16 protein-coding genes are annotated in these 13,190 nt (G+C 64.0%); 7 read left to right on the top strand and 9 right to left on the bottom strand.

Annotated features, from left to right (window positions below; all coding sequences use genetic code 11):
• Positions 1-188: 188 nt before the first annotated feature.
• Positions 189-1,814, top strand: coding sequence for an MFS transporter (locus ABIG06_RS15200; RefSeq protein ID WP_199751677.1), 1,626 nt, complete (start codon positions 189-191; stop codon positions 1,812-1,814).
• 64 nt (positions 1,815-1,878) lie between these two features.
• Here ABIG06_RS15200 and ABIG06_RS15195 read toward each other — a convergent pair whose 3' ends face one another.
• Genes ABIG06_RS15195 through ABIG06_RS15185 form a run of 3 tightly spaced genes read right to left on the bottom strand, consistent with a single transcriptional unit; the run spans position 1,879 to position 3,159 of the window.
• Positions 1,879-2,352 (bottom strand): secondary thiamine-phosphate synthase enzyme YjbQ, encoded by a 474-nt coding sequence (locus ABIG06_RS15195; RefSeq protein WP_370137635.1) that lies wholly within the window; start codon positions 2,350-2,352, stop codon positions 1,879-1,881.
• A gap of 8 nt (positions 2,353-2,360) precedes the next feature.
• Entirely contained in the window at positions 2,361-2,876 is a 516-nt protein-coding gene (locus tag ABIG06_RS15190) for a hypothetical protein (RefSeq protein WP_370137634.1), read from the bottom strand.
• 19 nt (positions 2,877-2,895) lie between these two features.
• On the bottom strand, positions 2,896-3,159 hold the full coding sequence (locus tag ABIG06_RS15185; protein ID WP_370137633.1) for a hypothetical protein: 264 nt from the start codon (positions 3,157-3,159) through the stop codon (positions 2,896-2,898).
• A gap of 75 nt (positions 3,160-3,234) precedes the next feature.
• Here ABIG06_RS15185 and ABIG06_RS15180 point away from each other — a divergent pair, with 75 nt between their 5' ends.
• The 5 genes from ABIG06_RS15180 to ABIG06_RS15160 all read left to right on the top strand — a co-directional run bounded on the left by ABIG06_RS15180 (position 3,235) and on the right by ABIG06_RS15160 (position 5,880).
• The gene (locus ABIG06_RS15180) at positions 3,235-3,609 is read left to right on the top strand and encodes an AtpZ/AtpI family protein (protein WP_124161285.1); all 375 of its coding nucleotides are present in this window, start codon (positions 3,235-3,237) and stop codon (positions 3,607-3,609) included.
• A gap of 113 nt (positions 3,610-3,722) precedes the next feature.
• Positions 3,723-4,472: a F0F1 ATP synthase subunit A gene (locus ABIG06_RS15175; RefSeq protein ID WP_370137631.1), complete on the top strand. Its 750-nt coding sequence runs from the start codon at positions 3,723-3,725 to the stop codon at positions 4,470-4,472.
• 53 nt (positions 4,473-4,525) lie between these two features.
• Entirely contained in the window at positions 4,526-4,756 is a 231-nt protein-coding gene (locus ABIG06_RS15170; RefSeq protein WP_007599451.1) for a F0F1 ATP synthase subunit C, read from the top strand.
• 66 nt (positions 4,757-4,822) lie between these two features.
• Complete coding sequence (locus tag ABIG06_RS15165; protein WP_370137630.1) at positions 4,823-5,389, top strand: F0F1 ATP synthase subunit B; 567 nt, start codon at positions 4,823-4,825, stop codon at positions 5,387-5,389.
• A gap of 5 nt (positions 5,390-5,394) precedes the next feature.
• Positions 5,395-5,880, top strand: a complete 486-nt coding sequence (locus ABIG06_RS15160; protein ID WP_124161282.1) for an ATP F0F1 synthase subunit B — start codon at positions 5,395-5,397, stop codon at positions 5,878-5,880.
• A 212-nt stretch (positions 5,881-6,092) separates the two neighbouring features.
• Here the strand turns inward: ABIG06_RS15160 and ABIG06_RS15155 are convergent, their stop codons facing one another.
• The 5 genes from ABIG06_RS15155 to ABIG06_RS15135 all read right to left on the bottom strand — a co-directional run bounded on the left by ABIG06_RS15155 (position 6,093) and on the right by ABIG06_RS15135 (position 11,389).
• A complete protein-coding gene (locus tag ABIG06_RS15155; protein WP_370137628.1) occupies positions 6,093-6,743 on the bottom strand; it encodes a hypothetical protein in 651 nt (216 codons plus the stop codon).
• 121 nt (positions 6,744-6,864) lie between these two features.
• Positions 6,865-7,452 carry a GNAT family N-acetyltransferase gene (locus ABIG06_RS15150; protein ID WP_370137626.1) on the bottom strand — a complete coding sequence of 196 codons (588 nt, stop codon included), beginning with the start codon at positions 7,450-7,452 and terminating at the stop codon, positions 6,865-6,867.
• Between the two features lie 41 nt (positions 7,453-7,493).
• On the bottom strand, positions 7,494-8,783 hold the full coding sequence (locus tag ABIG06_RS15145; RefSeq protein ID WP_124161279.1) for a M16 family metallopeptidase: 1,290 nt from the start codon (positions 8,781-8,783) through the stop codon (positions 7,494-7,496).
• Positions 8,780-10,198, bottom strand: a complete 1,419-nt coding sequence (thrC, locus tag ABIG06_RS15140) for a threonine synthase (RefSeq protein ID WP_370137624.1) — start codon at positions 10,196-10,198, stop codon at positions 8,780-8,782. Before thrC ends, ABIG06_RS15145 begins: the two co-directional genes overlap by 4 nt.
• Before the next feature lie 546 nt (positions 10,199-10,744).
• Entirely contained in the window at positions 10,745-11,389 is a 645-nt protein-coding gene (locus ABIG06_RS15135; RefSeq protein ID WP_124161277.1) for a response regulator transcription factor, read from the bottom strand.
• 86 nt (positions 11,390-11,475) lie between these two features.
• Between ABIG06_RS15135 and ABIG06_RS15130 the strand changes: the two genes are divergently transcribed.
• Positions 11,476-12,804, top strand: coding sequence for a histidine kinase (locus tag ABIG06_RS15130; protein WP_370137622.1), 1,329 nt, complete (start codon positions 11,476-11,478; stop codon positions 12,802-12,804).
• Between the two features lie 10 nt (positions 12,805-12,814).
• Here the strand turns inward: ABIG06_RS15130 and ABIG06_RS15125 are convergent, their stop codons facing one another.
• The gene (locus ABIG06_RS15125; RefSeq protein WP_124161275.1) at positions 12,815-13,180 is read right to left on the bottom strand and encodes a nuclear transport factor 2 family protein; all 366 of its coding nucleotides are present in this window, start codon (positions 13,178-13,180) and stop codon (positions 12,815-12,817) included.
• Between the last annotated feature and the right edge of the window lie 10 nt (positions 13,181-13,190).

Below are 13,190 nucleotides of genomic sequence, written 5' to 3'. Positions count from 1 at the left end.
CATCTGCTGCGCGCCAGTGCGCAAGGCCGAAAGTCGTATTGGGGCGAGTTTCACGCGGATGTTACCTTGTCGCCAAGGCCCAGGCTGATCCGGCATGTCCGGAGATCTGGGACGTGAGGAAACGATTTCATTTCGGGGAGCAACTAAACATGTCGACACTGGCTGTGTCTCAAGCGCGCGCGGGGGGGATGACGAAGGACGAAAGGTTCGTCATTCTCGCCTCCTCGCTCGGTACCGTGTTCGAGTGGTACGACTTCTATCTCTACGGCTCACTCGCAAGCATCATCGGCGCGCAGTTCTTCTCGGCCTATCCGCCGGCAACCCGCGACATCTTCGCGCTGCTGGCGTTCGCCGCAGGCTTCCTGGTGCGTCCGTTCGGCGCGATCGTGTTCGGCCGCATCGGCGACATCGTCGGCCGCAAATACACCTTCCTCGTCACCATCCTGATCATGGGTCTGTCGACTTTCATCGTCGGCCTGTTGCCCAATGCGGCCACCATCGGCATCGCGGCCCCGATCATCCTGATCGTCCTGCGCCTCGCCCAGGGCCTGGCGCTCGGCGGCGAATACGGCGGTGCGGCGACCTATGTCGCGGAACATGCGCCGAACGGCAAGCGCGGCTACTACACCTCCTTCATCCAGACCACGGCGACTCTCGGCCTGTTCCTGTCGCTGCTGGTGATCCTGTTCACCCGCACCGCGACAGGCGAAGCGGACTTCGCTGCCTGGGGCTGGCGCATCCCGTTCCTGGTCTCGGTGCTGCTGCTCGGCATCTCGGTCTGGATCCGGCTTCGTCTCAACGAATCGCCGATCTTCCAGAAGATGAAGGAAGAGGGGAAGGGTTCGAAGGCACCGCTGACCGAAGCCTTCGGCAACTGGCAGAACGGCAAGCTCGTACTGCTCGCCCTGCTCGGCGGCGTGATGGGCCAGGGCGTGGTCTGGTACACCGGCCAGTTCTACGCGCTGTTCTTCCTGCAATCGATCCTGAAGGTCGACGGCTATACCGCCAACCTGCTGATCGCCTGGTCGCTGCTGCTCGGCACCGGCTTCTTCATCGTGTTCGGCATGCTGTCCGATAAGATCGGCCGCAAGCCGATCATTCTCGGCGGCTGCCTGATCGCAGCGCTGACCTTCTTCCCGATCTTCAAGATGATCACCACCAACGCCAACCCGGCGCTGGAGAAGGCCATCGAGCAGACCAAGGTGGAAGTGGTGGCCGATCCCGCGGGCTGCGGCGACCTGTTCAACCCGGTCGGCACCCGCGTGTTCAGCGCACCTTGCGACACCGCGCGCGCCTTCCTGTCGCAGTCGTCGGTCAAGTACTCGACAACCTCCGGCGCGGCCGGGTCAGGCGTAAAGGTCGTGATCAACGGCAAGGAGGTGCCCTACACGAACGCCAAGGACAGCAACCCGGCGGTTCTCGCTGCGGTGCAGGCGGCGGGCTATCCGAAGGCGGGCGACGCCGGCATCGTGAAGATGTCGCATCCGCTCGACATCTTCCGTCCGCAGGTGGCGGCGATCATCGGGCTGCTGTTCATCCTGGTGCTGTTCGTCACCATGGTGTACGGCCCGATCGCGGCGATGCTGGTCGAACTGTTCCCGACCCGCATCCGCTACACCTCGATGTCGCTGCCGTACCACATCGGCAACGGCTGGTTCGGCGGCCTCTTGCCGGCGACCGCCTTCGCCATCGTGGCCTCGACCGGCGACATCTATGCCGGCCTCTGGTACCCGATCATCTTCGCGTCCATCACCGTCGTGATCGGTTTCCTCTTCCTGCCCGAGACCAAGGACGTCGATATCAAGGCGACCTGATCTAAAGCAGCGATCGACGACACGAACCGGCCGCGGTCTCCGCGGCCGGTTTTGTTTTGAGCGCTTACTGATTGCTGCCGATGAATTGCAGCACGATTTCGCGGCGATGCGGGTGCTTGCGATGCTCGATCAGATAGATCGCCTGCCAGGTGCCGAGCGCGAGCCTGCCGTTCAGCACCGGGACCTGAAGCGAGGTCCCCGTCAGCATCGTCTTGATGTGCGCGGGCATGTCGTCGGGTCCCTCTGTGTCATGGGTCCACCCGGCGTTCTCCGGTGCGAGCCGCGAGAGCGCCGTGGTGAGGTCGACCAGCACGGAAGGGTCGGCGTTCTCCTGGATGGTCAGCGAGGCCGAGGTGTGGCGGATGAACAGCGTCAGCGCGCCATCGCGCGCGTGAACGTCCTTGATGAACTTCGTCGCTTCCGCGGTGAGATCGACGAAGTCTCGCCCGGGCGTCGGCACCGTCAACAGGGCGGTACTGATGACCGTGGCCTGCAAGGTCGATGGCACCGAACGCGTCAGCTGTTTCCCAGGCGTCATTCAAGCTCTCAAATCTTCCCCGACACGTCCTTCTGCACGCGGTTGGCCATGTCGATCAGCCGCCGCCAAGCTTTTTCCAGGAACGACATCACGCGATCGACGTCCTGGTCGCTCGGCAGCGGGATCTCGATCTTGCGCTCGCCCTCGGCGGTCTTGGGCTCCGCCTTCTTCAACTGGTCGGATTTCGGCAGCGCCTCGTCGACCTTGCCCGACACCGTCGGCCCAGCCGCGAGTTGTCCCTTCAGCCTCTCGACCTCGGCCTGGAGCCTGCCGATCTCGGCGTCGAGTGCGGTCCGCTCGTCAGGCACCGCATAGCAGGCCCAGCCGGCGCCGTTCTTGGTGCAGGTCGATACCGTGCCGGTGCGCGTGTCGAGCCGCAGCACGCCCTCGGGGATGGGAGTCATGCTGTAGCGACCATTTTCGCCGTCGGGCCCGGATTGCGCGGCCACGAGGCCGCCGCTGACGATCATCACCGCGGCCGCGCCCGCAAGCCATGATGTTGTGGATGACATCGCTGGTCTCATCGCCCTCTCCGCCACGGCGCTACTGCGGCTTCTGTGCAATTCTACACCCGATCGAGCAATCCGCCGCCAAAAACCCGCCTCTGAAATCAACGAACACGATGGCTTCTTTGATCCAGGCAGTGCGGCGAAAGGACAGCTGCATCCGCCGATCGTGAGGAGACCTGCTGCGGTGCGGCGTCACGCTGTGTGCAGCGCTGTCGCACACGCCGATATCGCCAAATAAATCAGACACATAATCGAAAGCGACGCAATCGTGACTTGGCTTGACTTGATTATGGGCCATCAGTATGGTCCGCGCGGCTTTTGAGGGTGGCGGGCGTAATTTCCATTTGGCCGCAGCGTTTCGGGTCTTTGTCGCATGGCACAGAGCACGGGACACGGTGAGAATGGAGATCGCGATAGATCGTCCGAGGAAGCTGCGCTTTCCGATCGGCTCGGAAATCTTGATCAGCGGTTGTCCGAATTTCGCGACCGCAGGGCCAAGACCGAGCAACCCGCAGGTGACGATGGAGACAAAGCGGCCAGAGCCTCGGCGATGGCGCTTGGTTTCCGGTTATCCTCCGAGTTGGTCGCCGGTGTCGCTGTCGGAGCGGGGATTGGCTGGGGGTTCGACCGTTTGCTGTCGACGTCGCCTTTCGGATTCATCGTGTTCCTGCTGCTGGGCTTCGTCGCCGGCGTGGTGAATGTGGTGAGATCGGCAGGCGCGGGTCAAAACAGGCGCGGTGGTTCTTAAAGCTGGTCCCACCAGGAGAGGAATGATCGTGCCGGCCTCGCCGGTACGGGCCGGCCCGGCCGGCAGACCGAGACACGCCGGCATTGCCCGGCAGACCAAGAGATGCCGCGCTGATGAAAATCGATCCGATCCACCAGTTCAACATCGAGCCTCTCTTCACTCTGGGCCATATCGGCAATCACACGATCGCCTTCACCAATTCGTCGCTCTACATGCTGGTGGCGGTGGCGATCATCTCGATCCTGATGCTTGCCAGCGGCACGCAGCTGGTTCCCGGGCGCCTGCAGTCGGTCGCCGAGATCTCCTACGAATTCGTCGCTTCGACCATCCGTTCGACGGCCGGCGCGGAAGGCATGAAGTTCTTCCCGCTGATCTTCTCGCTGTTCATGTTCATCTGCGTCTCGAACCTGGTGGGCATCATTCCCTATACCTTCACGGTCTCGAGCCATTTGATCGTCACCGCGGCGCTCGCGTTGTTGGTGTTCTTCACGGTCCTGATCTACGGCATCTACAAGAACGGCCTGAAATTCTTCAAGATTTTCGTTCCCCACGGCGTCCCCATCTACATCCTGCCGCTGGTCATGTTCATCGAGATCCTGTCGTTCTTCCTGCGGCCGGTCTCCCACAGCGTTCGTCTCTTCGCCAACATGCTGGCCGGCCACATCGCGTTGAAGGTGTTCGCGGGCTTCGTCGCCATGCTCGGCTTCTCGCTCGGCGCCATTGGCTGGGTCGGCGGCGTACTGCCGCTGGCGCTCACGGTCGCGCTGACCTCGCTCGAGATCCTGGTCGCGTTCCTCCAGGCCTACGTGTTCGCGATCCTGACCTGCATCTACCTCAACGACGCCATTCATCCGGGACACTGAGCGGTCCGGGGAATTTCCACCCACAACCCCATCTTTCTTCCAAGGAGTCTAAAATGGATCCGGCAGCAGCAAAACTTATCGGCGCGGGCATCGCGTGCATCGGCATGGGCGGTGCGGGCGTCGGCGTGGGCGTGATCTTCGGCAACTACCTCGCCGCAGCCGTGCGCAACCCGTCGGCCGCTCAGGGCCAGTTCGGCAACCTGATCTTCGGCTTCGCCGTGACCGAAGCGCTCGGCATCTTCTCGCTGCTGATCGCGCTGCTGCTGCTGTTCGTTCCGCTCTGAGGACGACGTTTTTCGCGCCGTTCCCATTCCTAGGGACGGCGCGTGTGTCAGCAACAGGAGAACTCCATGGCTGAGAGTCATGGCGGCGCGAAAGGTCCGACGGCGGGAGCTCACACCGAGGCTGACGGTGGTCACCACGGTGGCGGTTTTCCGCCGTTCGAGAGCAGCAGCTTTGCTTCACAGCTGGTGTCGCTCGCGATCTTCTTCGTCCTGCTTTACGTGATCGTGTCCAAGCTCGCCCTGCCGCGCGTCGGCGGTGCGATCGAGGCGCGTCAGAACAAGATCGAGGGAGACCTCGCCGAAGCGCAGAAGCTGAAGGACCAGTCCGACGCGGCGCTGAAGGCCTATGAAAGCGAGCTCGCTGCGGCGCGCACGCGGGCGCAGGCGATCGGCAACGAATCCCGCGACAAGGCGAATGCGCAGGCCGAAGTCGAGCGCAAGGCGCTGGAAGAACAATTGGCGGCCAAGCTCGCCGGGGCGGAGAAGACCATCGCCTCGACCCGCGCAGCCGCCATGAGCAACGTCCGCGGCATCGCGGCCGATGCGGCAGGTCAGATCGTGCAGCAGCTCACCGGCGTCGTTCCGGACGCCGCGTCGGTCAATGCCGCGGTCGATGCGTCCTTGAAGGGTTAGTCGAGATGTTCTTCGAACCTGAATTTTGGGTCGCCGTCGCCTTCGTGATCCTGATGGTCGTGTTCGGCTATCTCGGGGTCTTCAAGACGGCGATGACGGCGCTGGATCATCGCGCCGAACGCATCAAGGCCGAGCTCGACGACGCCGCGCGGCTCAGGCAGGAGGCGGCCAAGGTGCTCGCCGACTACAAGGCGCGCAGTGCCACGGCCGAACGCGAGGCTGCCGACATCATCGCCAACGCCAAGGCCGAAGCCGAGCGCATCGCGACCGAGGCCAAGGCGAAGATGGAAGACTTCGTCGCCCGCCGGACCAAGACCGCGGAGAGCAAGATCGCGCTCGCCGAGGCCCAGGCGCTGGCCGACGTCCGCGCTGCTGCCGCGGAAGCTGCCGTCCAGGCCGCTTCCACGATCCTGTCGCAGTCGGTCAGAGGCCAGGTCGCCGACGACCTCCTCGCCAAGGGCATCAACGAAGTCAGGCAGAAGCTGAACTGAGCAATTTGGCCTTCACCAACCAAAAAGCCGGCGCGATGAGCGCCGGCTTTTTTGTTTGTCGGGTAACAACATCCACAATCGCGGTGTCGTCACACGCGGGGGCGGGTGATCCAGTACGCCAAGGCTTCTCGGTTCAAGCACCGTGGCCTCTGGAATACTGGATTGCCCGCCTTCGCAGGCAACGACAGCTGAGATTGCCGCAAGACCTCAGGCTACTTCTTCTTCCGCGCCTTCGGCTCGGGCGAGAGCGCCTGCGGGTCGAAGCCGACATAGAAAATATAGCTATCGGCCGCCGCGGGCGCCGGCACCGGATAAGTCATGTCCTCGGCGACGAAGGTGAAGGGCACGCTGCCGCCCTCGGTCATCTCGACCGTGGTCCGGTAGGCCTTCGAGGCGATCACCTTCTCGCCGACGCCGCCCTGCACCACGGCGATGCGGAGCGGCACCTCGACGGAGGCAGGCGCACCGGCGGGACCGGCAATGACGCGACCCTGGATCCCGATCCGGGCCGTGATGCCAGCGCTGCTACGGGAACATTCGCGCGCCATCTTGGTGATCGAGGCCTGGAAACGGATCTCATTGCCGACGGCCGGCTTGCCGCCAGCGCCAACCGCATAGGTCGAAGCCCCCGCGCGCACCGTGACCTGCGGGCAATCGAGGTCATCATCGGCCGGTTGGCCGGGCGCAGGCGCCGGCTTGGGCTCGGCCGGTTCGTCGGACTTGCCGCCGAACAGGCTCTTGAAGCGGTCGGTCAGTGACTGGGCCGCCGCCGGTGAGACCGAGGCGAGTCCGATCGACAATGCCAGCGCGATCGCCGTTCCCAGCTGCAACGCGTTCCGCGATGACCGAAGCTCCTGCACCATCGACGCCCGTACTCCATGACAATTGTCCGGCCGATCGCCGGCCGGGGCATGCGGTTTATATCGCCAAAATCGGCGAACCCAAGGCCGCAAAAGAGGGATTCGGCCGCACGAATCGGGCAGCTCAGCCGCGGAAATCCTCGTGCAGCAGGCCGAACAGCAGGTGATCCTGCCAGACCCCGTTGATGCAGAGATATCGGCGCGCCAGGCCCTCGCGCGAGAAGCCGCACTTCTCCAGCACCCGGATCGACGGCGCATTGGTGGGGATGCAGGCCGCCTCGACCCGGTGCAGGTTGAGCTCGCCGAACAGCGTCGGCAGCAGCACCCGCAGCGCGGCCGTCATGTAGCCGCGATGGGCATGAGGCTGGCCGACCCAATAGCCGATCGTGCCGGCCTGCACGATGCCGCGCCGGACATTGGCCAGCGTGATACCGCCGACCAGGGCCCCGTCGAGTTCACGGAAGATCAGAAAGGGATAGGATCGGTCCGCGGCAATGTCCTCGGAATAGCGGCGCAGGCGGCGCCGGAAGCCGGACCGGGTGAGATCGTCCGAGGGCCAGATCGGCTCCCAGGGCGTGAGATAGTCGCGGCTGGATTCGCGCAAATGAGCCCATTGCAGAAAGTCCGACATTTGCGGCGCGCGCAGCAGCAGCCCATTGCCGCGCGGCGCGAGGGCGGCGGGTCCACTGGATGGCAGGCGAAAGAGGGCCATGGTGATGCTTTCCGGGGCTGGGCGCCCTTGGGACGGCTCTCCTAGTGCAGCCGCGCCTTGGCACGTGCCCGGGTCAATCCTTCCGCGAAAGATACCGCCGTGTCCAGACCCCTGCCGCTGCCCAACGCGACAACGGCGGGCCGGCTCCGCGACAGCAGCGCACGCGCCGCGTCCCTTGTCGATTCGACGCTGACGGCATCGATCCGGGCCACCAGTTCCTGCGCCGTCTGCGGCCGCCCGTAGGCGAGCACATGCCGGGCGAGTTGCTCGGCACGGGAGGAGCAGCTCTCCAGTGCCATCAGGAGACCCGCCTTCATCTGCGCCTTGGCCCGGGCGATCTCGGCCTCGGTCAGCGTCTCCACCGAATCATTCATGACGTCGACCACGACCTCCATCATCTCCGGCGCGTCGGCCGGGTCGGTGCCGGTGTAGAGGCCGAAGAAGCCGGTGTCGGTATAGGGCGCGTGGAAGGTGTAGATGGAGTAGCAGAGACCGCGCTTCTCGCGCACCTCCTGGAACAGTCGCGACGACATTCCGCCGCCGAGGATGTTGGTGAAGACCTGGAGCGAGAACAGCGACGGATCGCTCTGCGGCACGCCTTCCAGCGCCAGCGTCAGATGCGCCTGCTCGAGCTCGCGATGCACCACCTTGTTGCCGCCCTTGCCGAATTGAGCGATTTGCGGCTTCGGCCCCGGCGTCCCCTCGAAACTGGCAAAGCGTCTCTCGACCTCGGCGACCACCTGACCGTGATCGACGGCGCCGGCCGCCGCCACCACCATGTCAGGCCCGCGATAATGCGTCGAGAGGTAGCCGCGCAGCATGTCGCGGTTGAAGGTGCGCAGCGTCTTGGCCGTGCCGAGCAGGGAGCGACCCATCGGCTGGTCGGGATAGCAGAGCTCGTTCAGATGCTCGAACACGACGTCGTCGGGCGTATCCTGCGCGGCACCGATCTCCTGCACGATGACGTTCTTCTCGCGCTCCAGCTCGTCGGGCTCGAAGGCGGGATTGGCGAGGATGTCGGCGAGCACATCGAGCGCGAGCGGCACGTCGGCCTTGAGCACCCGTGCGTAATAGGACGTGGTCTCGGTCGAGGTACCGGCATTGAGGTCGCCGCCGACCGCCTCGATCTCCTCGACGATCTCGCGTGAGGAACGCTTGGTCGTGCCCTTGAACGCCATGTGCTCGAGCAGGTGCGAGATGCCGTGCTCGTTCGGCTTCTCGTCGCGTCCGCCGACGCCGGCCCAGACGCCGAGCGCCGCAGTCTCGAGATGGGGCATCTCGTCGGTGACGACGGTCAGGCCGGAGGCAAGTTTGGTCATCTCGACGCTCATCCGGCAACTCCTTGCTTTGCGGCGCGGCTGACCGACAGCACGAACCGCTCGACCTCGGCCTGATCGTTCTTCATCACCCTCATGTGTTCGGATTTGGTCATCAAGCCGTCGAGCCAGACCGGCAGTTGCGGCCGCTGGCCGCAGGCCGTCTCGACGGCGTCGGGGAATTTGGCCGGATGAGCCGTGGAGAGCACGATGCTCGGCACCCTCGTGTCGGTGGTGTCGCGGTCCGCGACAGCGAGCGCCACTGCCGTATGGGGATCGACCAGTTCGCCTGCTTCGCGCCAGGCGGCGCGGATCGCAGCCGCAGTCTCGGTCTCGTCGGCGCGCCCTGCATCAAACTCCTCGCGGATCGCGGCAAGCGTCGCATCGGGCAGCACGAAACGTCCGGACTGCTTCAGCGACTCCATCAGGCGGCGCACGCCTGCTGCATCGCGCCGGCTCGCCTCGAACAGCAGCCGCTCGAAATTCGACGAAATCTGGATGTCCATCGACGGCGACGCCGTCGCGTGCACCTCACGCACCTCGTAGATACCGGTCTTCAGCGTCCGCGCCAGGATGTCGTTGACGTTGGCGGCGATGCGCAGGGTGCGCACCGGCAGCCCCATGCGCTTGGCGACGTAGCCGGCGTAGATATCGCCGAAATTTCCTGTCGGCACGACGAAATCGACCGCGCGCGCCGGCGCACCGACGGCAACGGCGGAGGTGAAATAGTAGACCACCTGGGCGACGATGCGCGCCCAATTGATGGAATTGACGCCGGACAGCGAGGTCGCATCGCGGAAGCGATGGTTGTTGAACATCCCCTTCACGATGGCCTGGCAGTCGTCGAAGGTGCCCTCTACGGCGAGCGCATGGACGTTGGCCGCGCCTGCCGAGGTCATCATCCGCCGCTGCACCTCGGAGATGCGGCCGTGCGGAAACAGCACGATGAGATCGACATTCTCGAGTCCCGCAAAGGCCTCGACCGCGGCGCCGCCGGTGTCGCCGGAGGTGGCGACCACGATGGTGGTGCGCTGGCCGCGCTTGGCGAGCACGTGGTCCATCAGCCGCGAGATCAGCTGCATCGCCACGTCCTTGAAGGCGAGCGTCGGACCGTGGAACAGCTCGAGCACGAACTGGTGCGGCGACATCTGGCGCAGCGGCACCACCGCGGGATGCCGGAAGGTGGCATAGGCCTCGTTCGCCATACGACCGAGCTCGGCATCCGTGATCTCGCCGCCGGCGAAGGGACGAATCACATCGACCGCAACCTCCCAATAGGGGCGGCCGAAGAAGCCGGCGATCATCTCGGTCGGGAGCTGCGGCCACGTTGCCGGCACATACAGGCCACCGTCGCGGGCAAGCCCGGTCAGCATCACGTCACAGAAGCCGAGTTCGGGGGCCTCGCCCCGGGTCGAGATATAACGAGTCAAACTGCCCTCCAAAGGCCGGGCCGAACCGAGGCCCGGCCCCTAAGCCTTTGATTTTACGAAATTACTTGATAACAGCCAGAGGCTTTGGGCTACCATAAAGTGTTTTGCTGCATCGGGAAACCGCTTCCGGCGCTTCCCCGTCCATTGAAAAAGGGCTGCGGCATTGCCGCAGCCCTTCTCTTGGAAGGTCTGTCGTTGTGTGCAGACCGGTTTGCTTCGTCGGGGTCGCCGCCCGTCAAAACTGTTCTGGCAAGCTTTCGTCGCCCGTCACGAAATCGTCAAGGGCCAAAACCGTGCCGGCGGAAGAATGTTCCTATTTTTCCCGCAATGCCTCGGGCGCCCATGAGGTAGTACAGCCGAGGTCTATTTCCAACTGCGACTTTTTCCCGAAAGATTGTCCGCTGCAGGAACGAATACAGCCACAGCCGATTGTGTCCGCGGATGGGTGTCAGCCCGTTGTCCATGCATTGCCCGGCCAACGGCGGCGTCGATCCGTCGACCGAACCGCTGCATCCTGGAGCAGCCGGTTCGGTCTCCGGCAAAAGGTCAGTTCATCCCGATTTCCACTGCGATCCGGATCAGGTCGGAGTGGTTCTTGGCGCCCAGCTTCTGCTTGAGCAGGGATGTGGTGTTGGCCACGGTTTTGTAAGAGATGCCGAGCGCCTCGGCGACCTCGACGATCTTGTCGCCGCGTCCAAGCAGGCGGAGGATTTCGAGTTCCCGCGGGGTCATCTGCGAGGCCGGATTGGCTTTGATCGCCGCGCCGGAAAACGTCACGGCTTCCGCAAGCTGCGGCGAGATGAAATTGTCTCCCGCGACCACCTTGCGCACCGCTTTGAGCAGCATCCGGGGATCGTCGCCCTTGGAGACATAGCCCTGCGCTCCAAGCTCGACGGCCCGTACCACAAAAGCCGGATCGTCGTTCATGCTGAACATGATGATCTTGGCGTCGGGATCGTCCTTGCGGATGCGTCGCATCAGCTCGAAGCCGGAGACATCGGGCAGGCTGATGTCGATCACGGTGACGTCGGGCCGTTTGCTGACATAGGCGCGATGGCCGGATTTGGCGTCGCTCGCCTCGTCAATGCGAATTGAATGGTCGGATGCGAACAGGGTGCGGCAACCGGACAGCACCACGGGATGGTCGTCGACGATCAGGACCCTGGTCGCCAGCTTGGCGGTATCTTGCATCGCGCACTCTCTTGTTTTCCGACTCATAGACCGGCGGGAACAAATGGAAAGAGTAAATTCCGCCGATGCGCGTTAGAATTGGCCTAATGTGGCAACGACTTTCGTTCAGGACGCAACTGTTTGTTCCGCTCGGCGCCAGCTTTCTGGCGGCGCTGATCCTGGCGGGCGTGCTGCTCCAGACATTCGCAACAGGCCAATTGGCGGCGGAGAACGAGCCGAGACGGCGTTCGACAGAGGCGATCGCCGCCGCGCTCAACCATACCCTGCGCACATCGGACAATCCACGGCAGACGCTCGAGGCATTTGTCCATTCTTTGGACACCTCCTCCGATATCCAATTCCGCGCGCTGGATGCAGATCCCGCGTCGTCACCGAAGGACGGCCTGCACAAGCCGCATGGCGTGCCGCAATGGTTCATCGACCTTCTCGCCGTCTCCGACATGGACGCGGCATCCCCGGTGACGATCGACGGCAGACGCATCGGCGATATCGTATTCCTGCAGGATATGTCGGCTGATCTGTTCGAGAAATGGATCGGCTTTCTCGCGCTCACCAGCCTGGTTGCCGTGCTGATGATTCTTACCGGCACGATCGCCTATGTCTTGGCGGGATCGGTCTTGCGTCCCTTGCAAGATCTCGGCAAAGGTCTCACGCGAATACGACGGGGCGACTACACCAGGCCGATTCCCGTCGGGGGTCCGCCGGAAATACGGCAAGGCTGCGAAGAGGCGAATGCGCTGGCTGCAACGCTGGCGCAATTGAGCCAGGACTATCGCGATCTGCTGCACCGCCTGGTGTCGCTCCAGGACGACGAGCGGCGCGATCTCGCCCGCGAATTGCACGACGAACTCGGACCGCTGCTGTTCAGCATCCGCGCCAGCACGATCGCGCTGGTCGAGGCTGCGCCGCCAGTGGGACATTTCGGCAGTTCGGTACAGGACCTGCTGCAATCGGTCGAGGCGCTCCAGCAGACCAATCGCCGTATCCTCGATCGGCTGCGGCCGCTCTACATCGAGGAGCTGGGCCTATCGACCAGCGTGCAGACGCTGCTCCGGACCTTTCGCAATCAGGCACCGCATATCGTCCTGACCGACACGATCGACGCTGATCTGAACGTGATTGGCGGGGCGTTGGCCCAAACTGTCTATCGGCTGATCCAGGAGGCACTGACCAACGTGCTGCGCCATGCCAATGCCAGCAGCGCCCATGTACGGGCGACCGTCGCCAGCGAGACGCTCGCCATCGAGATCTCCGACGACGGCGGCGGCTTTCCTGCGGGCAACGTCTTCGGCCGGGGCTTGACCGGCATGCAAGAGCGCGTGCGCGCGCTCAGCGGATCGCTGTCCCTGTTGCGCGTGGATGAGCGAACTTACGTCCGCTGCCGTCTTCCTCTCGAGACGCGGGACCCGCCGTGATCAGGCTAGACTAGCATACGCAGCCATTATGCGCGTTCTGGCGCGCGGGCTCGCATACCGTGCTGCGGATCTTGCCTTCCGGGCTGAAGCGAAACGAGGCCTGAATGCGCAGCGCGCCGGCGACGGAATATTCGAGATCGACGCCGTGGGGCGCCGGATGGATTTCCTCCAGCCCGAAACCTACCGACGAGAAGGCGCTGAGCCGCGGCTGCCAATAGGCTTCGAGCTCGCCCCGTCCCTGATATCGCTGCGTGCCGTTGCACGTGCATTCGAGCTGGGCGTCGTCGGCATAGAGGTCGAGCAGCGCCGTGAGGTCGCCCTTCCGGCAGGCGTCCACCCAATCGACGATAATTCCCATCTGGTCGAAATCGCTCACGCCGCAATCC

This window comes from Bradyrhizobium sp. USDA 326 (genome assembly GCF_049739485.1).
Classification (GTDB): Bacteria; Pseudomonadota; Alphaproteobacteria; order Rhizobiales; family Xanthobacteraceae; genus Bradyrhizobium.
Note: the sequence above shows the minus strand (reverse complement) of the source record. Positions and strands in the feature narration are given on the sequence as shown.